Source organism: Schlesneria paludicola DSM 18645 (assembly GCF_000255655.1).
In the GTDB taxonomy this organism is placed as follows: Bacteria; Planctomycetota; Planctomycetia; order Planctomycetales; family Planctomycetaceae; genus Schlesneria; species Schlesneria paludicola.
Map to the genome: position 1 here is coordinate 1964083 of NZ_JH636435.1, position 23549 is coordinate 1987631.

At 55.6% G+C, this 23549-nt stretch carries 14 protein-coding genes; 8 read left to right on the forward strand and 6 right to left on the reverse strand.

Annotation, left to right across the window (positions count from 1 at the left end; translation table 11 throughout):
• Window positions 1-336: 336 nt before the first annotated feature.
• Together OSO_RS0125915 and OSO_RS48570 are read right to left on the reverse strand one after the other, a co-directional pair.
• A complete protein-coding gene (locus OSO_RS0125915; RefSeq protein WP_010585951.1) occupies window positions 337-966 on the reverse strand; it encodes an RNA polymerase sigma factor in 630 nt (209 codons plus the stop codon).
• Window positions 963-2888: a serine/threonine protein kinase gene (locus OSO_RS48570; RefSeq protein WP_050986195.1), complete on the reverse strand. Its 1926-nt coding sequence runs from the start codon at window positions 2886-2888 to the stop codon at window positions 963-965. Before OSO_RS48570 ends, OSO_RS0125915 begins: the two co-directional genes overlap by 4 nt.
• A 346-nt stretch (window positions 2889-3234) precedes the next feature.
• On the opposite strand from OSO_RS48570, the gene OSO_RS45160 reads away from it, so the two are divergent.
• The 5 genes from OSO_RS45160 to OSO_RS0125960 all read left to right on the forward strand — a co-directional run bounded on the left by OSO_RS45160 (window position 3235) and on the right by OSO_RS0125960 (window position 9843).
• Entirely contained in the window at window positions 3235-4794 is a 1560-nt protein-coding gene (locus OSO_RS45160) for a hypothetical protein (RefSeq protein WP_010585953.1), read from the forward strand.
• 324 nt (window positions 4795-5118) lie between these two features.
• Window positions 5119-6375, forward strand: a complete 1257-nt coding sequence (locus OSO_RS0125935; protein ID WP_010585954.1) for a beta/alpha barrel domain-containing protein — start codon at window positions 5119-5121, stop codon at window positions 6373-6375.
• A 307-nt stretch (window positions 6376-6682) separates the two neighbouring features.
• Window positions 6683-8089: a 3-isopropylmalate dehydratase large subunit gene (gene leuC / locus OSO_RS0125945; protein ID WP_010585955.1), complete on the forward strand. Its 1407-nt coding sequence runs from the start codon at window positions 6683-6685 to the stop codon at window positions 8087-8089.
• Between the two features lie 79 nt (window positions 8090-8168).
• Window positions 8169-8657, forward strand: a complete 489-nt coding sequence (locus OSO_RS0125950) for a hypothetical protein (RefSeq protein ID WP_010585956.1) — start codon at window positions 8169-8171, stop codon at window positions 8655-8657.
• 409 nt (window positions 8658-9066) lie between these two features.
• Complete coding sequence (locus OSO_RS0125960; RefSeq protein ID WP_010585958.1) at window positions 9067-9843, forward strand: FHA domain-containing protein; 777 nt, start codon at window positions 9067-9069, stop codon at window positions 9841-9843.
• 190 nt (window positions 9844-10033) lie between these two features.
• Here the strand turns inward: OSO_RS0125960 and OSO_RS0125965 are convergent, their stop codons facing one another.
• The 4 genes from OSO_RS0125965 to OSO_RS48575 form a co-directional block, all read right to left on the reverse strand.
• Window positions 10034-11608, reverse strand: a complete 1575-nt coding sequence (locus tag OSO_RS0125965; protein WP_010585959.1) for a DUF4340 domain-containing protein — start codon at window positions 11606-11608, stop codon at window positions 10034-10036.
• Between the two features lie 95 nt (window positions 11609-11703).
• Window positions 11704-14403 (reverse strand): Gldg family protein, encoded by a 2700-nt coding sequence (locus OSO_RS0125970; protein WP_010585960.1) that lies wholly within the window; start codon window positions 14401-14403, stop codon window positions 11704-11706.
• A 287-nt stretch (window positions 14404-14690) separates the two neighbouring features.
• Window positions 14691-15425, reverse strand: a complete 735-nt coding sequence (locus OSO_RS0125975; protein ID WP_010585961.1) for an ABC transporter ATP-binding protein — start codon at window positions 15423-15425, stop codon at window positions 14691-14693.
• A gap of 273 nt (window positions 15426-15698) precedes the next feature.
• Entirely contained in the window at window positions 15699-18275 is a 2577-nt protein-coding gene (locus tag OSO_RS48575; RefSeq protein ID WP_010585963.1) for a hypothetical protein, read from the reverse strand.
• On the opposite strand from OSO_RS48575, the gene OSO_RS50985 reads away from it, so the two are divergent.
• From OSO_RS50985 to hisF, 3 genes are all read left to right on the forward strand, one after another.
• Window positions 18274-18420 (forward strand): hypothetical protein, encoded by a 147-nt coding sequence (locus OSO_RS50985; RefSeq protein ID WP_157605456.1) that lies wholly within the window; start codon window positions 18274-18276, stop codon window positions 18418-18420. The two genes, OSO_RS48575 and OSO_RS50985, sit on opposite strands and share 2 nt — an antisense overlap.
• A gap of 243 nt (window positions 18421-18663) precedes the next feature.
• The gene (gene topA / locus OSO_RS0125995; RefSeq protein ID WP_029247485.1) at window positions 18664-21324 is read left to right on the forward strand and encodes a type I DNA topoisomerase; all 2661 of its coding nucleotides are present in this window, start codon (window positions 18664-18666) and stop codon (window positions 21322-21324) included.
• Window positions 21325-21464: 140 nt separating this feature from the next.
• Window positions 21465-22265, forward strand: coding sequence for an imidazole glycerol phosphate synthase subunit HisF (gene hisF, locus OSO_RS0126000; RefSeq protein ID WP_010585965.1), 801 nt, complete (start codon window positions 21465-21467; stop codon window positions 22263-22265).
• The last annotated feature ends 1284 nt before the right edge of the window (window positions 22266-23549 follow it).

Sequence of the window (23549 nt, forward strand, 5' to 3'; positions counted from 1 at the left end):
CCAGACACAAGTTGCCGAAACCAGAAAAGTCTTGGTGGTCTGTTGAATCAGGGGAACGGGCGCCTTGGACTGAATTGCCGGCCCCGCAGGCACTCTTGTGCTGCTGGGAATGAGATCACCCAGCCCATCGGAGCCCCGTCTGATCCCTTGCGGTCTCCTTTGGCCTGGGCTTGTAGAATTGCTGGACCGATGGCCGACAGAAAACGCCACGGTTCGCTCCCAATTGGCAAGCAAAAATCCCTCACGGCGTTGCCTGCCAGGGCGGCATTTTGTCGTGACAGCAACCCACGACCGCGATGACTTCATGCGAGGAACGATAGTGCGCAACTTCAAACGTTAGGAGCCGGGGGCGTCACCCAACTCCTGGCGAAGCCTGAGCAAGACGCGCGACTTGGCGACTCGGACGGCACCTGGCGTCATGTTGAGATCGGCGGCGACATCGGCCGCTAACCGTCCTTCAATCACGACGCTCCAGAATGCCTGCCACGTTTTTGCATGAAACTCTTTTCGAATGACGTTCAACGCATTCTGCAGCAAGGTATCCATTGCCGCGTCGTCCATCGCGTCGACCTGCTCGACTTCGACGTGAGGATCGAACGATTGCTGCAAGCGTTGATTCGCTTCCGAACCACCTTCACCGATCGGTTGTGATGCCGTTCGCCGGAAATGATCGCGCGCTTTATTTCGAGCGATGGTAAACAACCAACCTCGAAAAGTGTCGCTGGGCCGAACCTTTCGAAAGTTCTTCAGATGTCCTGAAACGGAGAGGAACACATCCTGCAGGATATCGACAAAATCCTGTTCTGCGATGCCCCAGTTTCGGCACCATGACGCGACCAGTGGGGCGTACAACCGAACGAGCCGCTCCCATGCTCCCGGCTGACCACGCCGAGCGGCCGAGAGCAGATTGAGCGACGTCGAACCTTCCAGTCGGTCCTGGTCATCGAAGGCGTCTCGGGTGGTCATTCGGCGCCCCCCTTGCGCCGTCGCTGCGCAATGACCGTCACGCCCGCACTGATGGCGAGGAGCGAGAACGAGATCAGCCCCATGATCAGGAACGCGCCACGAAGCGCGGATTGTGTATTGTCCATTTCCCGTTCGAGCGGACGCACAATCTTGAGTGCTCCGACGACGTCGCCGACCTTCCAGTCTTTCTTTGGACTGCGGCTGTCCGGATGGTTATGGCAGCCAAGACAGCTTTTCTCCATCAGTCGTGAACTGTAGAACAAAAGCTTTCGACGCCCGTCGTCGGTGACGAACCGCGAGAATTCGGTCGACGACTCGTCACCCGGCTTTGCGTGTTCTTCCAGCCAGAGCAGAGCCTCGAGATCGAGATCCGACTGCGGACCACCGTCTTTGCGAGTTGGCCAGGGAAACCGGCTGAACACGCGAACTTCCATTCCCGAATTTCGGCGACTAATCCGCTCGCCGAGATCGATGGCGAACGTCGCAGGCAGGGGCAGGGCAGGGTGAACGTTCTTGTAATTCTCCGTGATCGCAACCGTCGTCACACGAGGATCGATATCGGAAATTTCGTCGCTGTAGAATCGCCAGACTTCGTCGAGCATCTTGGATTCCAGCCGCGCACTTTCGAGCGCGGTCAGGCGGACAAAGAATTCGGACAGGCTCGACAGGTACCACATTCCGGAGATCGATCCGACGATCACGGCCATCAGGACGCCGACCGCCAGCGGATAGCGATAGCTCCAGCGAAGGACACGTTCCGCATACCCCATGGGTCGAGCGAGGATCGGCTTTCCCCTCGAGAATCGCTGCAAATCATCGGCCAATTCTCGACAGGTCTGGTAGCGTCGAGAAGGAGACTTACTCATCGCTTTCAGACAAATGATTTCCAGATCACGGGGGATCATCCAGTTCATGGCACGGGGTGGACGCGGGTCGTCTTCCAAGACCTGTAGCAGCAACAGCCGCCGATTTCCGTGAAACGGGCGTTCGCCAGTAAGCATCTCGTAGAGTACGACTCCCAGGCTGTAGACATCGCTGCGTGCATCAACCAGTCGAGATGATCCCGCCGCCTGCTCAGGCGACATATAGGCGGGGGTGCCGACGACGCGGCCATCGGACGTCATCGTGATCTCGGCCGAATCGCGTTTCGCAAGGCCAAAGTCCATGATATGGGCACGATGCTTCCGGTCGAGAATGATATTCGAAGGTTTGATGTCTCGATGAATCACGCCTTGCTCGTGTGCGTACTGCAATGCGTCGGCCAGTTCGAGCACAATGCCCGCCGCCTCGTGCGGTGGAATCGCCCCTTGCTTGAGCTGTTCCTCCAACGTCATTCCGTCGATGTATTCGCTGACGAGATACCAGACGTTGTCGTCGGTTTGACCACTTTCATATAGCGAGACGATACCGGGATGCTTGAGTTGGGCGGCACTACGGGCTTCGCGCAGGAACCGTTCGACTTCTTCGGCCGATGCCAAATTCCCTGCACGCTGGACCTTTAATGCGACCACGCGTTCCAGCCGTGGATCCCAGGCACAGAACACATAGCCGAACGATCCGATTCCCAGTTCAGAGCGCAGCTCAAACCGGTCGAGAGTCACTCCCCCCTCCAGCAATCGCCGCGCAAGATCCCGGCCTGCATCGGTGGCGACGCGTGTATTGCGGTACATTGATTGCGAGGTGGCCGAAATCACCGCCTGCGCCAACGATTCACACTCTGCCTCTGAGATCTCGACGGGGGTTTGCAACCTACCGAGGTGACGAATAAGCGGATCACTCGAGTTGTCGAATTGCTCGAACAACCGCTGACAAGCGGGACAATTCTCGAGATGAAGCGCCAATGATTCAAGCTGTGACGAATCGCCCAGACCGAGAGCCATCTCGCGCAGTTGCTCTGACGGTGGGCAGACATTGTCCGTCACGACGACACCAGGAAATCGGAAAGAGCGATTCGGAATGAAAAAGGAGCGTCCCCTAGGATACCCGGAACCACGCTCAGCGTCGCGGCTTTCCTGTCGAATTCGAAGGAACCGCGAACTCGATAATCCCGACACACCTGTGAATTGCGCAGGGTGTCTGATCAGAGCTTCAGGGTATCCGTCGATTGGTGAGACATCTCAGAATGGTCGAAATCTTCAGAAACGGAGAATCGCGGACAATGGCGTGTAACGCCTCTTCGTTCTTGAGTAACAGGCAACACAGAATGTCGTCGTCACGACGTTCGTCGTTGAAGCCATGGTCCTCGAGTTCCAACGATTGGAGATACCGATGACGTCATCATCGCGCCGGACGTTCTTGACGGATGTGGGCCGCGGAATGCTCGCGGCGGGGCTAGGAACGACACTCGCTAACGATCTGGGCTTTTCAATTGGTTTCGCGAGTGACGCGACCGAAGGAATTCCGCTGGGGAAATATGCCCGGCTTGTCGACCTGATGCAGAATTCCCCGGCCGAAGCACTGCAGCCCAAGCTCGCCCAAATGATTCAGCGAGGGGAGACGGACCTTCAGACGCTGATCGCAGCCGGCGCGCTGGCCAATGCCGTGACGTTCGGTGGTTGTGATTATGTCGGGTTTCACACCGCCATGGCCATGATTCCTTCGCTGCAAATGAGTCGCCTGCTCCCGACAGCACGACAACCGCTTCCGGTGCTCAAAGTTCTTTATCGCAACTCCCAGCAGATCCAAAAGGACGGCAGCACTTCAAAGGCAGCACTGGAGGCATTTCACGCGACGGAACATGCCGCTGAGCATGCCGCCAGTACCGACTTGGGAATTCAGATCCGCGATGCCTGTCGCCATGTCGACGCCGCCACTGGCGAGAAGCTTTTGAGTACGACAAAGTCTCCCATCGAAGCGTTCAACGCACTGCAGCCCGCCGTTCAAGATGATTTGAACGTGCATCGATTTGTCTTCGCCTACCGGACTTTTGGATTGGTCGAACTGCTGGGTGCGGACTATTCGCACGCGCTGCTCAAGCAGTGCGTCCGGCTGTGTGCCGACCACGAACGGATGCATATCGAGCACAAACAACCCGAATCTCCAATCCGCACACTCATTCCGAAATTGCTCGATCAATACAAACTCGTCGGAAAGCCGCTCGGCAAACGCGATCCTGGTGACGCCGCCGTTGAAGCACTGTGCCAGGTAATCTACGAGGGCCCGCGCGAACGGGCCGCCGAAGCGGCCGCCGCCGCACTTGCCGAGGGGATCGATCCAGAAATCGTCGGCGAAGCAATTTCGATGGCCTCAAATCAGTACGTCCTGCGCCAAGGTTCCGACAAGTGGCGCACGCATGGGGACTCGGCGGGCGTCCATGCCTCGGACGCGACGAACGCTTGGAGAAACATGGCACGGCGCGCCGATCCGCAATATGCCATCTCTGGCCTGATCGTTGCGGCGTATCACGCCGGGATTCAGTCTGCCCCTTTTACAACACCGCCTTATCCAACGGACGAACATCGCGCACTGCTGAAAGTCCAGGATCCCGCACGCTTGCTTGCGGAAACGGAAGATGCCATTCGGCAGAACGACCAAGGCCGCGCAACGGCCGCGATCCAGATTTATGGCGAACGAAATCTGCCAGTCGATCCGGTCTTCGATTTGATGCTGAAGTACGCGATCAGCGAAGACGGCCGGTTGCACGGCGAGAAGTATTTTCACACGGTCCGCGAAGAATTCGGCACGACTCGTCCATCGTTTCGGTGGCGGCAAATCGTGGGGCTCGCTCGCGTGACAGCCAGCGCCTACGGCTACAATCGAGACGATCAGCATGGCTTCCGTGCCGCCGGTTATGAAGCCGCTTGCAAATTGCTCGGCGTCGAGTGCTAGTGGCGCAGCCACTTGGTTCTGAATGGACGATGCCCGTTTGGGGCCCCACAACAATACCGCGTCAGATCCGCCGCAAATGAAGATTTGCGGCGGATTTTCTGCTGTCGAAGTTGTCAATCGCTACGATGGCCAACTTCGGGTCGCACCCATCCACAGAATCGGCTCGATTTGCCGTATTCTGCGAATGCCTGCACAAAGGCATCCGGTTGAGATACCCGCATTTCGATAGAAACTCAGAAGAGGTGTTCCCTTCGCCGCGTAGCTCCTTTATTGTTGCAGGTCTGAAATGAGACCCTCGGACAATACTCACGACGGACCTGGCGAATGACGGTGACGAAATCTCTGGACGAAAAGCTGCGTTCGATTCATCAAGACCCGCACGGGTCGCCCGAATTTATCATCGCCGACGCAAAAGACGCGGACATGGCGTTTGGAATGTCGGCACCAGGTGAAACGCGGGCAGGCCGGTCGCCCGAGTCACACTCCAACGAAGTTCGCTTTAAGACGCTGGCCGAGTACCGCGATCAAATCCGCCAGGTTATTGACCAGCAAATTGTCGACATTGTGCTGATGTCGGCCAGCACGTGCGAACAACTGGCGATCGAAGAGCGGCTGTTTGAAAACTCGCCCATCACATCCGCTGCACGTGCGAATGATGCCACGGACGTGCATGTTCCGCGTGGTGGTCGTATCCATACCGAAGCGGCTCGGCCGTTCCGCTCGGCCAATATCGATCATATGCAGTGTGGGCACCTCGACTGCGCGACGGCCGAACGAACGCTGGGTGCAAACCTTGGTTTGTATTCGGTGACCTTCACAAACAATCTGGAACGCGATCTGGAAACACTGACTCGATACAAAGAGTTTCGCGAAGAAGCCGAGCGAAAAGGATTTCGCCACTTTCTGGAAGTCTTTGACCCCAATGTCTCAGACGTGGTCGCCGCCGAGACGTTACCCGGTTTCATCAACGATTTGATCGCGCGCACGCTGGCTGGTGTCCCCCAGGCCGGACGACCTGTGTTCCTGAAGATTGTCTATCACGGCCCGAAGGCCATGGAAGAATTGGTCGCCTACGACCCGCACCTCGTGGTGGGCGTTTTAGGCGGTGCCGCAGGGACCACCCTTGATGCCTTTCAATTGCTGCACCAGGCAAAGAAATACGGGGGCCGGGCGGCATTGTTCGGGCGGAAGATCAATCAGGCCGAAAACCAGCTCGCGTTCATCGAATTTTTGCGTTATATCGCGGATGGCGTTATTGAACCCGAAGAAGCGGTACGAGCCTATCACTCGGTTCTGCAAAAACTTGGTGTGTCGCCGCATCGCCCCCTGGAGCAGGATTTGACACTGCAAACAAGTGTCATGAGCTACGGTGGAAGTTCGACAACGATCAGTATCCCTGCGTCATCCAGCGGTTCCACGGCGGCGGCCGAACCGTCCAAATCCACGACGCCGAAACCGGCATCGCCGGAGCCTTCGCCAAAAACGGGCTCTGGCGGTGGTGAAAAACCCGATTTCGCCAAAATGACGTCCGAGCAGCGGCTCAAGTATCACATGGATCGGCTGAAAAAATCGTTCGGCTAGCAGTCTGTTGAAGTAACGGGGACTGGCGCCAGCCCGCTTAAGAAACGCCATGACATCGTCAACGCCAAGGTGCCTGTCCCCCCTTACCTCAACAGGCTGCTAGGCCGGTACACGGTTCAAAATGAGAGTTCGTCCGGTGCGAGATCGTTTTGAGGCGTTTCTGGGAACGAACCACCGACGGCGCGTGGTGTCAGCAAATCGACGGTACGAGACGAGTTTCGGCCGAGGAAGATTCGCACCTCCACGACAACGATGTTAGAATACGTGTCGATCCGTTTTTACTTTTGAGGATATCGAGCGTTTCGCCATGACTGACCGCCGCAATCTGTTCAACAAAGTTTGGGATTTACACACCGTTCGTTCGCTTGCAGGCGGACAGACACAACTGTTTATCGGACTGCATCTGATCCACGAAGTGACGAGCCCGCAGGCCTTTTCGATTCTGCGGGACCGCGGTCTGAAAGTTCAGTATCCCGAACGCACACTCGCAACGGTCGATCATATCATTCCAACGGATGTCCAGCTTCGGCCGTTTGCCGATGGACTTGCCGAAGAAATGATGTCGGCGATCGAGAAAAACTGTCGTGACTTTGGCATCCGGCTCTTCAATCTCGACGACAAGCGACAGGGCGTTGTACACATTGTCGGCCCCGAGCAAGGGTTGACTCAGCCAGGCATGACCATCGCGTGCGGCGACAGTCACACCAGCACCCACGGCGCATTTGGTTCGATCGCGTTCGGAATCGGCACCAGTCAGGTCGCCGACGTGCTGGCCACACAAACACTGGCACTAAGCCGGCCCAAGGTTCGCCGCATCGAAGTGACGGGCAAGCTTCGCCCGGGTGTCTTCGCGAAAGACGTAGCTCTCCACATCATCCGCAAGCTGGGCGTGCAGGGCGGTGTTGGTTACGCCTATGAATACGCTGGCGAAGTCTTCGATCGCATGACGATGGAAGAGCGAATGACCGTCTGCAATATGAGCATCGAAGGCGGTGCCCGTTGCGGTTACGTCAATCCCGACCAAACGACCGTGGACTATATCCGCGGACGACCATTCGCTCCCACCGGGGCCGATTTTGAACGTGCAGCGGCATGGTGGACGAGTCTCGCCTCAGCCAAAGATGCCGAATTTGACGATCATGTCACATTCGATGGCTCGCAGATCGAGCCAACCGTGACGTGGGGGATTAATCCCGCTCAGTCTGTTGGAGTCTCGGAAACATTGCCCGCACTCGCGACCTTTACCGCAGACGATCAAAAGGGAATTCGCGACGCCTTTGAATATATGGATCTGCATGAAAAGCAGCCGATTCGAGGCGTGAAAATCAATGTCGCATTTATCGGTTCGTGCACCAACGGGCGAATCTCGGACCTGCGAGAAGCCGCTGCCATCGCCAAGGGCCGTCATGTGGCCCAAGGAGTCAAAGCACTGGTTGTCCCCGGATCACAACTGGTGCGCGAACAAGCGATTGCAGAAGGATTGGACAAAGTCTTCGAAGCCGCAGGCTTCCAATGGCGCGAAGCCGGTTGTTCGATGTGCCTGGCAATGAATCCAGACAAGCTGCAAGGTCGAGAAGTCTGTGCATCATCGAGCAATCGAAATTTCAAAGGTCGACAGGGAAGCCCAACAGGCCGCACGCTGCTGATGAGTCCCGCGATGGTCGCCGCTGCGGCGATTTCGGGTTGCGTCAGCGACGTTCGCGATTTGCTCTGAACATTCGCCAATTGCCCATTACGTTTTCTCCAGCACCTTGCGGTACACACCGCAAGGTGATTCATCTGAAAGGATGCGCATGAATTCCTCAGAAATGGATCGACGCCGTTTTCATCAATTGGCGATGGCAGCTCTTGGAGGCGCAATTGCCGGCACATCGGCCGGTTGTGGGAATCAAGGCGGAACCAAACCCGCGGCAACGGACGGGAATTCAGCTGCCGCGTCCACGGCGGCCGTCGAACTGAGCCCCGAAGCGGAAGCGATCATTCTCGATGAGCCGCACGTCTGCCGGGGCCTGAACACCTGCAAAGGGCAGGGCCGCGACAAGGAAAACTCGTGTGCCGGTCAAGGAACATGCGCCAGCATCGCCAACGCCTCGTGCGGCGGAAATAACGATTGCAAAGGGCAGGGGGGATGTGGAGCAAACCCTGGCATGAATGATTGCAAGGGAAAGGGCGGTTGCCATATTCCATTGATGGAAGGGGCCTGGGAAACCGCACGCACCGCATTCGAAACAGCGATGAAGAAGCATGGCAAGGAATTTGGCACAGCCCCTGCCAAGAAATAGATGCCGGCGACAGACCTGCAGATTTGCCACGGAAATGGTGTTCACACAGTCATCGCAGTGTGACAAAATCGTAACGCTGGTCGTTTTCGCCGCGGTCTGCAGTGATTTTTTTTGCCACCGACACCTCGCTTAGAAAACCCCCAATCAGAAATCAGATTTCGTCCTCACAACCCCGAAGGTTCACGCAGCCTTCCCAGCATGATGCAAATCAGTGGGGAAATCAGGCGATTCTTGCTCAAAACCGTCAGAGCTTTCCTGAACGCCTGATTTTCCTTCGACTGAAATATCAGTGGCGTTCAAAGGATTCAGGTGATTCCATCATGACCGTTCGATTCGCCGTTCGATGATGAAGAAACGCGAATAGGGCCCCCTTCGGGCCGTCCGACATGACGTTGGAACGAGGTCAGATATGTTTGAACCAATCCGTTCGGAAGATTCAGGACAGAGTTTGGCGCACTCCCGCCATCCGCAGACCAACTGTCTGCGACTGCAGTCATCGAGCTACACGGTCACTGTCGGGCGCGATGGATTCACAATCGGCACAAGCCGCCAATGTGATCTGTCGCTCAACGACGCCGCGATTCCCGCCCTGCATAGCATCATTCACATGCAGAGTGGTGCGATCTGGATTGAATCCGCGAACGCGACGACGACTGTCGAGCTTAATGGACGCTCTTACCGGAGAATGGCTCTGCGACACGATGACCGCCTGAAAATTGGCTCAACCGAGTTCACGATTCTTGTGCAGCCCAATACCCTGTCGGCCTTCGAACAGGCGAATCAAGACGAGGATCTCGATCTGCTGACGGCCGAAGAGTTGTGCGATCGAATTCTTTCCGAACAGGCGATGGTCGAGGAATTTGTCGAAGGACGTCGCGCAGGCTGGGAAGCACTCTTTCGAGCCATCGACAACGCAAATCGTGAACCCGAAATCTCTGTTCCGCAGGGACAGGCCAACGCAAATTCGTTCGACGAATCTGACTTCGACGGATTGCTTGAGCAGTTGCAGTCGCTCAGTCGAACAATCAACGATCGAACCCAAGAACTAGACGATCACGAACGACAAATCCTCGAATCAACGGCGCTGCTCGAAGAATCGCAGAACCGAGTGGCCCAGCAAATCGAACAATTGCTTGAGCAGCTCAATCAATCCGATCCGCCCAACGAATTACGGGCGAGCGCCTGACAGCCTTCTGAGCACGCTGATAGTCACTCAATAAAAAGGCAGTGGCAGACAAGATTGTCTGCCACTGCTGTAGATTCAACCCGACAGAAGAATGCTGCCGGTTCTGTTTGGTCTGTTCCGTGAAACTCGTGTTTCCTGTCCTTGGAGCGCTGAATTCGCTACCAAGGCCAAATCGACGCGTGAAACAGACTCAGTTCTGCTGTGGTGCTGGTTCAGTTGGTGTCGTCTCGGCAGACAGCTCTTTGACGAGCGTCTTGCGACCTTGTCGCAAGCTCTCGAAGCTATCGCCCGAGATCACGTAGTACCAGTCGGCAAATCGACGGTTCAAGTCTTTGACCAGTTTCTCGCCTGCCTTGACCTTCTCTTCGTAGGCATGTTTATCGCCTTCGTACTTCTTGACGTCGGCTTCATAGGTCGCCAACGCGGCCTCATAGACTTTCTTGGGATCAGCCTTGTTGGCATCGTTCTCGGTGGCTGCGGCGTCGGCCGCAGCATCGGCTTTGGGCTCTTCGGGCTTGGCGTCTTCGGCTGGTGGTTCCGGCTTTACAGGCGTTTCGGGCTTCACGCCGAGCAATGACGGATCGAATTGAGCCTGAGCGAACAGGTAGCGGCTCTTGATCTTCTTGACCCCGGGCTTTTCGTCTTTCGCCTCGGCCGCGTCATCCTTCTTTTCGCCTTCCGGCTTTGCATCGTCTTTCTTGATGAAGCCCGCTTCGACTTCTTCCTCGGTTCCGGAGAACACCGAACCAAAGTGGAGTTCATAGACCACTCCCTGCTCAGTGGATGCGAACAGATCCCCTTCCTGCGAGATCATCGTCAGTCTGCGGCTATCCTGCATCGGCACGAAGAAAAAGCCCATATCCTGCATTTCGATTCGGGTACGATCATCGGGAACAATCGCCTTGTCGTCCTGCAATCGCTTCTTCAGCCGTTCCCCTTTCGGACGAACGCCCACGATCTTCAGATCGTCAAGAGACTGGACGAGCTTCTTCACTTCGTCTTCGTTGACTTCTTCTTTTGCGGCATCGATGCCTTCCAATTCCCACTTGTCCGTCGCACTGGCGCGCGTCAAGGTATTGGCTTCTTTGCCGGTCATCCGCCCGCCCTCGGGCGTCAACTCGATACTGTGTTTGTTGATGACGATCGTTCGAAGCTTCGATTGATCCAGCTTCAGCAGATCAGGCTCGATCCAGTCTGCAAACTTCGTCGACACATCAATGCTGACCTTGGCGATATAGGTCTGCTTTTCCTTCGGATTGCGAACGTAGAAGTATCCATTTCGCCCTTTAACTTCTTTACCGATAATCAAATCGGCCAGAACTTTGCCGTCTTTGCCATCCTTCAAAGTGATCCGGTTTCCAACCCCTTTGAAATCGGTCACGTTTTCGCCCAAAGGATCGAGCACACCGAATTCGACAAACTGGCTCTCGCGTTTTCCAGCCAGCGCTTCGCGCTTGATGCCGATCACGGACGTCGCCATCTTGCCGAGGCGTTCCTTACCGTCGACGGGATAGTTGTTGCGTGACGGCACACGCCAGACGCCGTCGCTGCCTTGCTCAACACCAAACACGCGGACAGCCGCGGTTTCGGGATTGTAGCTGACAACCTGCAGTGACTTTGCGGCGCTCGCATCCTGGAAGTCGTCCTTGAAGAACTCTTTGCCCACCAGGCTGAAGTCGGCCGGTGCCTTGGGAACTGCGGGCCCTGCAAACCATGCCACGATTAGCGACAAAGCGGCAACACCGACATAGATCGACGTTCGCATGGATTCGTTCATAACGAAGCTCTCGCGGAAAAAACGGAGGTAAAAATGGCCAATGACTCGTCAAACTGCTGGTAACAACTTACCGGCAATCGGTGTCACGTCTTCTTCGCAACACGACGGTTCGGCGCAATGTCTTTTTGTTCGTTGTTCAATCGCATCATCCAGACGAGCAGTCCGAGCAGAATGGCGGGGATGGGTGACGCGAGCAGAGCCATGGTGTAATAGCGATCTTTGACCTGCCGTGTCAGACGGTCCATCTTCGTCTTGCTGGTATCAATCTGCTGTTCTTTCTTCAGGTTGATCGTGGCTTCGTCCACTTCCAACCGGCGCGATTCCTCTTGTTGAGCAATCAACAGCTGTTGCATCTTGCTGTCTTCGTCGAGCGATTCATCTTTCTTAATCTTCTCAACTTTGTCGGCCAATCGCTTCTTGGCATCCTTCAAGGCCAGCTTGGCATCTTCGGCCGCTTTCTGGCGTTCTTTGTTTGCCTCTTCAACGTATTGACCGGTCTGACGTTCCACCGAGGTCAACGTGCGATGTTTTGGACGGCGATTGCGAAGATCGATCATCGCCGAATCACCCGACAGCGAATCGACCGCATTCAGGATGAACGTGACGTTGTCGAGATCGAGCTTGAACTGCTTGGTTTCGCGCAGCTGGAAGAAGAAGTCAGAAACAAGGTCGGTATCTGCAACATAGATCACATTGACTTTGTCACCCTTCGCGTCTTTCACCGAGGTGATCTGTGCGGCCAGGATGTGAGCATAGTCATCCATCACATGAACCGGATTAGGATCGATCTGAAGCCCGAACATGCTGTTCTTGACCAGATCATCCCACATGAGCAGACCAGATCGTCGTCCCGTTTGAAGCAGCGGCAGGAATTCCAGCGTCTTCTCGTCGCCCTTCTTCAGTTCGCGTTCCTTGATGGAACCCGAGAAGAACAGCATGACTTCTTGCAAGCTGCGGGTGATCGGACTCTCCCGATTGAACGCTTTGGGATTCTCGCTGCGTGGGCTGACCGAGATGATTTCTTCGCGAAGGAGCTTCTCATATTCAGGATGCAGGTAAAGCGACGTATCGTCCCAGACGATCTCGTCAAAGTTCCATTCGATTCCCAGCAGATCCACCAGCGGCGTGGTCTTACCCCCAAATGCCTTCGGCTCACCCTGTTGCCCCATTCCCATCATCGGATTGCCGCCCGCACGGGGCTTCGGCTGGCGTGGAGCCAACGAAGGGTTCGTCGCGGGGAACGGATCGTCCAGGATCAGCGTCGGCTTTCCTTTTTTCACATAGTCAAGGAAATGGGTGAACTCGTTCATCCCCAGTGAGGACGGAAGTACGGCAATCAAGGCATCGTACTTCGATTCATCAATCGGCTGAGCGGGAGAGACCGTTTCGACGTTATAGGATTTCTTCAGTTCTGCGACGATGCGCCATTCGGGCTGCGATCGGAAGGATGACATATCGAAACCACCATTGATCTTGGCGTCTGTCTCCAGCACACCGATCGTTTTGCGTTTCTCATTGGCGACGGTGAGGATCGACCGAGTCAATTCGTATTCGATCGGCGTTCCTTGGCCGAAATGGGGAATCACGACTTCGTTCGAACCGCTGTTGACGACAGCGCCCATCACGACCTTCTCAACGCGCATGCTGCCTTCGAGTTCAAACTGAACATCGCGTGTTTCGATGCCGAACTGCTTCGCTTCGTCGGCTTGCTCGCTTGATGGATCGACTTCGACGATTCGAATGCTGACATTCGAAGAGGATTGAGCATACTGCCCCAACAGTCCCAGTAGAGTACTCTTCACCGACACATAGTCGCGGGGTGGATTCCGGCTGACAAACGCCTGAATCGTCACTTGGCGTTCGCTCTTCAAATCCTTCAAAACTTCGCGCGTGGTTCGGCTGAACGAGAACAATTGCTCCGACGTCAAATCGGAACGAAAACCGCCCCGGGCAAACACCGTCCCGGCACCAATCAGAATCAACAACAACGATACGGCACGGATGGCGTATTGCACGCCCATGTTCGTCCCTTTGACACCACCACTCCAGTGGCGATAGCCAATCAATACATAGTTGATGTACAGCATCAGTCCCGTCAGCGCCAGGAAGTAAAACAACCCCTGCGACGGAATCAGTCCCATCCCAAACGGCTTGAACTGGGACGACAGGCTTAGGCCTTCGAACGCCGTTCGCAGCGCATCAAATTTCGAATCGGGAGCAAGCCAGGACAGAATGAATGACAGGCGTCCGGCAAAAACGGGAATCGCACAAATCGCTGATCCCAGTACGAACGCCACTGTGCTGTTGCTCGTCAGTTGCGACGCAACCATCCCCGCCGCAAGCAGCGCACATCCCGACAGCCAGTAGCCCAAATAGGTCGTCAGAATCAGACCTGGGTCAGGCGAACCAATCCAACTGAGGCTGAGCACGTTTGTCAGCGAAAAACCGAGTGCCACGCTGTAGACCGACACGACCGCCAGATACTTGCCGATCAACACTTCCAGATCAGAGACAGGCAGTGTGAACAGAAGTTCTTCAGTCCCCAGCTTCCGCTCTTCCGACCAGATACTCATCGTGATCGCAGGAACAATGAACAGTAGGAGTTGTGGGAACCACTCGTTGAGCTGTTCGAAGCTGGCGACGTTATTCGCAAAGAATTTCTCTTGGAACGCGGCGAACGCGCCCAGAAAAACGAAGGCTACGATAAATAAGTAACCGATGACTCCGGAGAAGTAGCTCCAGAAATTGCGTTTGAAGACCGCAAGGACAACATGCGCGCGCATCGGTGGGCGATCCCTGTCGAATTGAGAAACTGTTACCGCGAGTGTCATTCTGAGTCGACGAGCACTGCCGACCAATCGAGGTCACTCACCTCGAAACGAACCAAATTTCACAGAGGTCCAACGACCTCACCTCAAATGATCTCAAACCATTGGAATTTCATCCCCTTTGTCAGGAATGAAATCCATGCTCCAATGTGAACCGACACACCGCGGACGAAATGACGCTCAGAACTTAAATGCAAACCGCTCGTCAATCCGCGCTGTGCGGCCAATCACGTGTCAGATCGCTAGCGACCCGCACCTGTCAGTTGGCGGAACTTGGCATCCATCCCACCGCCGCCCTGTTCCAACTGATCCACCGGACCGTCCAGCACGACTCGACCGTCATTGATCAGAATCACGCGGTTACAGACCGCTTTCACTTCCGTGAGGATATGCGTTGACAACAGGATGGTTTTTGTCTTGGCAAGACTGAGAATCAGTTCGCGAACATCATATGTCTGATTGGGATCGAGTCCGCTGGTTGGTTCATCGAGAATCAAGACCTGCGGATCATGCAGCAGTGCTTGAGCCATTCCAACCCGCTGACGAAACCCTTTCGACAGCTTCGAAATTGGCTTTCCCCAAACGCCCTTCAACGAGCACTTGGTGGCCACATAATCAAGACGTTCGCTCAACCGTCCGCCCGACATTCCCCGGGCTTCACCCAGGAATCGAAGGATGGAAGAAGGCGTCATTTCCAGATACAGGGGGCCGTTCTCCGGCAGGTAACCCAAAATTTCAGCGGCTTTCAATCGATCGGTCGACATGTCGAACCCACCGATCTTCGCCGTCCCGGTACTGGGAGCCAGAAATCCCGTCAGCAACTTCATCGTTGTTGATTTGCCAGCACCGTTGGGGCCCAGAAATGCCGCGACCTGACCGCGAGGCACCGAAAACGAGACATTTTGCGTTGCAGCGAATGGGCCATAAAACTTGCTCAGGCCAATCGCCTCAATCATCGCACCCGTCGAATTACTCATTCAGTCACATCTCACTTTAAGTGTGGTGACGTTCAACAAGCCGTCAATTTGGCAGGATGAACCGCAAACGGCAATTAGAAGCAACCACCGTTCCATTTCCATTCGAATGAAGATTGCGAAAACAGTCCAGAGACGCAACCCATCCGAATGCATTAATTCCGAACGACGGCCTGTCGAACAACGAACGGCAGGTCGATCCACAATGGCGACGTCAGAACCTTGCCTGACGTCGCGAAAGTGAACAGACCGACACTTCAACAAGCCGACAACGAATTATTCCTCTTGCTGCCCACGTCGTGACCGTCGCGAACGAGCGGCAATCGCGTCTTCATCCCAAACGACGTTGTGTTGCTGCTCGAAATTTCGTCGCCAGGACTGATCAATCTGCGATTGAAAAGCCTGCGAGAATGTCTGGTATGGACTTTTGATGATTGGGAAAAGCTTTGAATCAAATTCTTCGCCCATGAACCGAAGTTGACGCTCCTGCTTGGCCACGCCACCTTCATCATTCTTACCGCCATCGCGGTTCAGCACCTTCACAATGTAAAGCGTCGAGCGTGTGTCATCAAATGAGGAACCAACGTCACCGTCGGCCAAATCATCGAACACGACTTTCATGAACCCATTACCGGCCCCCTCGACCAATGGAATCGAGGAAATCGTTGGCCCACGCTGGGATGCGCTCGGCACTTTTTGATTCGAGGTCAACCAGGTGAATTCTTCGGTGGCAATCATCGTCAATGCCGGGTCGCTTGGTTCTCCGGTCACCGACGTCCCTGCGATGGCCGCCGGCACATCATTTCCCTGAGCCTTAATCTTGGCAACGAGCTCTTCCGCTCGCTTTTCCGCCAATCCGCGAGCCTGCTCAAACTTCCAGGCCGACAGCACTCGCGCACGCACGGCGTCATCCTTGAAATCCGACAGGCGAGCAGGGAACTCGGCGACTTTCCAATACGCGAACGCCTGATTGTCGAATCGTTGATCCGCACGACGTGGGGAATACAATGGCATCAGCGGCTCGTTATTGGGGCCCACGATAAAGACGTCATTCGCGACATTATTTTGCTTATTTCCCTCGAACGAACTGCCAATCGGTTCCGCCACGAGCTCTTCGTACGTTAATTCTCCGGTTGTTTTGTACTCCAGCTTGTGCTCCTGAGCGTACGCGGTCATTTTTTCGGAGATCTGCTTGAGCTTCTCCGCTTTCTGTGTCGCGTCGACGGTCGCGTCGTAGTCCAGCCCGAGCCGAACCATGAAATCGAGAGCTTTATCAAGCTCCTGACTCATCTTCGCAAAAGCGCGATCACGGAGGATCGCTTCACGAATCTCCAGCTTTAACTCGTCATCCAACTCACGATACTTCGGCGGCGCGGAAGCCGTCGTGGCATCAGGTGATGGTGGAACGAGTGATTCGTCCGATTTTGGCTGATCATCGGAGGTGGAATTCGCAGGCTCTGCAGCACTGGCTTCCGGCTTTGACTCCGCAGCCGGCTCCGCCTTAACTTCCGGCGTCTCAGGCTTCGGGTCGGCGGGCTTGGCATCGGCCGCTGGCTTTTCTTCCGTGGCAGTGGCCTCTGGCTTCGCCGGCTCTTCACCACAGCTCGACTTCGGATCAGCTTCCGGCTTCGGCTGTTCCTTGGGTGGATCAACCTTGGGCTGCTCGCTGGATTCTTTGACTTCTGGCTTCGCGTCGCCGCCTTCAGCAGATTTTTTCTCTTCTGACTTTTTCTCGTCCGCAGGAGGAGCGACTTCCGACTTCGGAGCAGCTTCTGACGTCGTGGCCGGATCAGGTGCCTTGTCGGCCTCTGGCTTTACGTCCGCATCGGACTTCGATGCTTCCACGTCAGTACCTGGAAGTTCACTTTGCGACTTGGCCTTATCAGGTGCAATCCGATACCTGTCCTTGAACTTTTGATAGTATTCCAAAACATCTTCGTCGGTAGGATCAGCACCTTTTTCGAATTTCTCGAAATCACCTGTCAGATACGCCAACTGCACGCGCGGCATCTGCACAAAACCTGGCTGCGCCTCGCTCACCCAACGTTGCTTGCTGAACTTCTCGAAGAAGGCGAGCAACTCGGTCTCAGTCGGTTCGGCAACCTTACCGACGAAATCCTTCACAGGAAGCGGAACCGCTTGCAATGACTCTTTCAACGTCAGCTTTTGATAGATGTCCCAGAGCTGAAAGGGGGTCTCGACAATGTACCGAAGTGACTCTTGCGGATTGATGAACCGCTCGAAACCTTGAGGAATCTGTGGCGCGTGAGCAGGCGGTTGCGTCAGTTCCACAACCAGATTCGCGGCCAGTTCGGCTTTCAACAGCTCGTACAGCTCGCCTTCGCCTACCTGAGCATCCTTCAAACAGGCATTGAAATCGGCGCGACTCAGGCGTCCCTGCAATACCTGCTTCAGATAATCCTGCACGGCCGAATCAGAGATTCGAATTCCCATTTTCCGAGCGTCGGACAGCAACATTTGATGCATCAGCATCGAAGGTTCGTCCACATTGCCGAATTGCCCCACGGGCGCAAGAACCTTGCGTTGTACGGCCCCCATAAATTGATTGAGCTTGCTTCGTTGACGACCAAGCTGCAGCAGATCTTTTTGCGAATAGTTTCCATAAACCGTCTGAACCAGCGGCTTATTATCACCCAATCGACTGAAACCAATAAAACCGGCAATGGCTCCGACGACAAAACCGCCGACACCATATTCCAGCGTTTGACCGCGTGGATAGCCGACGATCGTCAACCCTGCCGCACACAGACTTCCGATGATCAGCGCGCCGCTGATTGCGGACATCGGACCGCGTCCGCCCCCTATGTTGTCGAGGAACAAAAACGAGATCATGGACAAGATCGTAACAACGACCATCCACTGTCTCTGGTTGCGGCGGACTGATGCGAAGAATCTGGTGCTCATCAACGGCGTCCTTTACCCGAATAGCGTCATCGTCCACTCCACGGACGTCGACGCTGCCAAGCCCGTGGCTTGACAGACCCTGTCACGATTCCTTATTGGAATCACCCGTGCAGTCGTCGGCATTGTAGCCAGACAAGCACAGCACACAAGGGAATGTCAAACTCACGCTTGCACCCAGTTCTTGCCGCCATCGGCAGTTGCGTCGTGCAGGTTTCGCCCGAAACAGTCGTGCGAAGCATCGACACCCCTGCGCATTCGTGTGTGCTCGCGACCAATATGTTTGCAAACGGAAAGTTTTCCGGTGACAGAAAAGTCGATGAAACGTCTGGTGATCGTCGAATCCCCCGCCAAGGCCAAGAAGATTGGCGGGTACCTCGGCAGCAATTACACCGTCATGGCCAGCATGGGCCATGTGCGGGATCTTCCCGAAAGCGCCAAAGACATTCCCGAAGAGATCAAAAAGACAAAGTCCAATCTCGCCAAGTACGGAGTCGACGTCGATAACGAATTTGAACCGCTTTACATTGTCAGCGAGCGAAAAAAGAAACTCGTCAAAGAACTTCGTGATGCATTAAAGGGAGCCGGCGAGCTTCTACTCGCAACCGACGAAGACCGCGAAGGAGAAAGCATCGGCTGGCATCTGGCCGAGCTTTTGGCCCCCAAAGTACCGGTCAAGCGGATGGTTTTCTCGGAAATCACGAAAGAAGCGATCCAGGAAGCCGTTCAGCACACACGCGAACTGGATATGAACCTGGTCGCGGCACAAGAAGCGCGTCGAATTATCGACCGCTTGTACGGATACCGACTGAGCCCGCTCTTGTGGAAGAAAGTCCGCCCCAAGCTGTCTGCAGGGCGGGTTCAATCCGTTGCCGTGCGAGTTTTGGTTCGACGCGAACTCGAACGGTTGGCATTCCGTTCCGGTAGCTACTGGGATTTGAAGTCGAAACTCGCCACGTCGACCGGGGCCGAATTCGAAGCAACACTCGCGACGGTCAAAGGTCAACGCGTCGCGACAGGCAAGGATTTTGACGAGAACACCGGCAAGCTGAAACATGAAGCGAACGTCGTCCTGCTGGACGAAGACGCTGCAAAACGACTGCAGACGCAACTGCAATCGCAGTCGTGGAATGTAACGTCTGTCGAAACCCGCATGCAGACGCGAAAGCCGTACGCACCATTCACAACGAGTACGCTGCAGCAAGAAGCCAACCGCAAGCTGGGTTTGACGGCGCGCGACACCATGCGGATCGCGCAAAGCCTGTACGAAGACGGTTACATTACTTATATGCGTACCGACAGTGTGAATCTGTCGCAGGAAGCGCTGAACGCGGCACGAAAGTCGGTTCTCGACCGATATGGAAAAGACTATCTCAGCCCGGAACCGCGTCAGTATTCGACGAAAACGAAGAATGCTCAAGAGGCACACGAGGCGATTCGTCCGGCCGGTACAGAAATGAAAACCGCCGAAGAACAAGGATTGTCCGGCCGCGAGGCGGCGCTTTACGGCATGATCTGGAAACGGACGGTGGCCACACAGATGGCCGAAGCACAGCTTCGGTTCCAGACCGTGACCGTCACCGTTGACGATGCCGAGTTCAAAGCAACCGGTCGTCACGTTGAATTCCCCGGTTTCTTCCGCGCCTACGTCGAAGGTGTCGACGACCCCGAAGCCGCGCTGGATGACCAGGAAGCCGCGCTTCCGCCCCTGAATGAACAGGATCGCCTGGCGCTACAGGCCCTCGACCCCATCGGACACGAAACAAAGCCTCCCGCTCGGTATACGGAAGCGACGCTGGTCAAAGCGCTCGAAGCCGACGGAATTGGCCGCCCCAGTACGTACGCGACGATCATTGATACGATCATCGATCGCGAGTATGTCATGAAGGCCGGTTCACAGCTGGTCCCGACCTTTACCGCCTTCGCCGTCAATCAATTGCTGGAAACCTATTTCCCCAAGCTGGTCGATCTGGGTTTCACGGCGAAGATGGAGCAGGATCTGGACGATATCGCCAACGGCCAAGGTGATCGGCTGCCGTATCTGCAGCAGTTCTACAACGGGTCCGAAGGGCTGGACGCTCAGGTCAAAGCGAACGAGGAAGCCATCGACCCACGCTCGGCATGCACACTGCAGTTCGACGGATTGAACTCGAAAATCCGCGTCGGCAAGTTTGGCCCGTACCTGGAGTCCGAGAAAAACGGCGAAACAATTACGGCCAGCATTCCAGACAGCCTGGCACCAGCCGACATCACGAATGCGATGGTTGATAACCTCATTGAACTCAAGCAGCGTGGACCGCAATCGCTGGGTGAGCACCCGGAAACGGGATTGCCGATCTTCTTGCTGGTGGGCCCATTTGGTCCCTATTTGCAACTCGGTGAAAAAGGCGAAGACGGCACAAAACCCAAGCGTGTTTCGCTGCCGAAAACCCGCGACCCGAACACGATTACGCTCGACGATGCATTATCCTATCTCGCGTTGCCACGTCAGTTAGGAAAACATCCCACCACCGACCATGTCGTCAATGCCGGCATCGGAATGTACGGCCCCTATGTCAAGCACGAGAAAACGTTCAAGTCGCTCGAGAAGACCGACGATGTGCTGACGATTACCATGGAACGAGCGATCGAATTGCTCGCCCAGGCCAAGGTCAAAGCGGTCGTGGTTCCGATCAAGGAACTGGGACCTCACCCCGAAGACAAAGAACCGGTTCAGATCTTCGACGGCCGTTACGGCGCGTATGTCAAACACGGCAAGGTCAACGCCACGCTTCCTAAGGGAACCGACCCGCAGGCGTTTACGCTGGAAGAGGCATTGCCGCTGCTCGCCGAGCGTGCCGCACGCGGTCCAGCGCCGAAGAAATCACGAGGACGCGCGACCAAGGCGGCCAGCACCAAAGTCGCAGCAGAACCCAAGGAAAAGAAAGCGGTCAAGAAAAAGGCTGCCAAAAAGGCCACGAAGAAGAAGGCGGTCGAGTAATCGGCGATGAACGGAAATCGTGAACGCGACGTGACCAGCGTGTGTCATTTCACCAGACAGATTTGACGTGCGCGAATGCCGTGCCGTAGATTGGCCCAGCATTACGCGCTTCTTCGTTTCCTTCTCACGCTGCGATCGACATGCTTGCCAAACGTATCATTCCGTGTCTCGACGTTCACGCCGGTCGAGTCGTCAAAGGCGTCAACTTTCTGAATCTGCGCGACGCGGGTGATCCCGTCCAGATCGCGGCACGCTACGAAGAAGAGGGTGCCGACGAACTGGTCTTTCTCGACATTACCGCCAGCCACGAACAGCGGGGAATCATTCTGGACGTCGTACGCCGGACGTCCGAAGTTTGCTTCATGCCACTGACAGTCGGGGGAGGCATTCGAACGCTTGAAGATATTCGCATGCTGCTGAATGCGGGCTGCGATAAAGTCTCGATTAATTCGGCAGCCGTGAAGGACCCGGAATTCGTCCGAGCGGCGGCGCTGAAGTTCGGCAGCCAGTGCATCGTCGTCAATATCGATCCGAAGCGTGTTCAGCGTGATGGCCACGAAATCTGGGAAGTGCACGTGAATGGCGGGCGCATTCCGACCGGATTAGAAGCCGTCGCATGGGCAAAAGAGGTAGAACGCCTGGGCGCAGGTGAAATCGTACTGACGTCCATGGATGCCGACGGCACTCAGGACGGATATGACCTTGCAATGACGCGCGCCGTCGCGGATGCCGTGCAAATCCCTGTTGTCGCCAGTGGTGGTGCAGGACACCCCGAACACCTGAAGACCATCCTGACCGAGGGTCGTGCCAGCGCGGCCCTGGCAGCCAGTATCTTCCACTATGGAACACATCCGATCGGCGCCACGAAGCGATATCTGGCGGAACACAATGTTCCAATTCGTTTCAATACGCTGACCAGCGGCGCAGCCACTCTGTCCTGACTTACGGCGTCCTGACTTACGGCGTCCTGACTTACGGCCCAAATACCTTACTGCCCTAATACTTTGGCACGTTGCGTGGCTGCAGGACAGGGCGCGCCGGGCCTTCAGGCCCAATGGCGCGCCGCGTCAAAAACCGCGCCACGGACCACAGTATGTGTTTTTTTGTCAAAGTTGCCAAATTGTCAAAGAGCGGCCGGGGCGAAATGTTTGATCGCTTTGATCATCATGAGCACTTTGTTGTCGATTGCCTTATTTGACAAGGACTTGCGTATGCTCGTCACAATTCAATGCGTTGAACATCTTGAGCGTCATGAGCAACATCCCAGAGGGGTCGCTCTTTGAAGTTCGGGGGTTGCACCTGAGATCCAACCGCGGAATAGACGAGCGCAATTCCCCAACACGGATCTCGGTCGGTGTCACGTCGGAATCGTCGCGATTGAAGACTGTCATTCGGATGCCCCGTCAGTCGCAGGTTCGGTTTCGAACTCGCCGATGGTGAACCACGTGGTTCACTCTTCGCGCGGTTGCCCGCACACGTTGTCCGATGATCATACGATCCTAATCGATCGTGTCAGGACCAATGTTCCAAACCTTTGGAAGACTCGATTGGCAAAGCTGGCTCCGCATGCTGCGCCCACGCCGACGTGCAGCGCGAGAGTGTGAAAACTCAGTCGAGCCGAGAGGCGTTCGGACGAGGACCTTCCGCGATCTGCGAGAGGCTTTCCCAAGCGAGAGCTTTTGAAGTTGCCCAGATTAAAAACTCCACACTCAGGGGAGTTGTACGCACGGTCTCCGCCCCTCTGGCCACCATAACCCCTCTGGCCACCATAACCCCCCTGGCCACCATAACCCCCCTGGCCACCATAACGTGGTGCAGTGTGCTGGCGCCAGGGGTACGATCGTTTCGAATGCTCTCCTGGGAATGACCATCACAAAGTTTTGCCTGACCGGGCAAAAGGTCGGCCCAAATCGGACAATCGCTTGCATTCTTTTGCCCTGGCAGGCAACGCCGTGATGGATTCGTGCGTGTTCAATGTGAGGCAATCGTGGCTTTTCCTGCGGGAGGCAGACCCAGCCATTCCACCAGCCCAAAGGAGGCCGCAAGGGCTCCGATAGGCTCGGTCCAAGCGTTCCCTCATTTGATTCCTCGTTACTAAGCTCCTGCTTGCAACGCTTCTTGCGATTTTACTTTCTGCCGACCAGAAAAATAGTTTCGGACTGTCGTGCACTTCCAGAAGCGTTGCCAAGCGGGAGCTTGGCAACGAGGAACGAGGAAACCCGTCG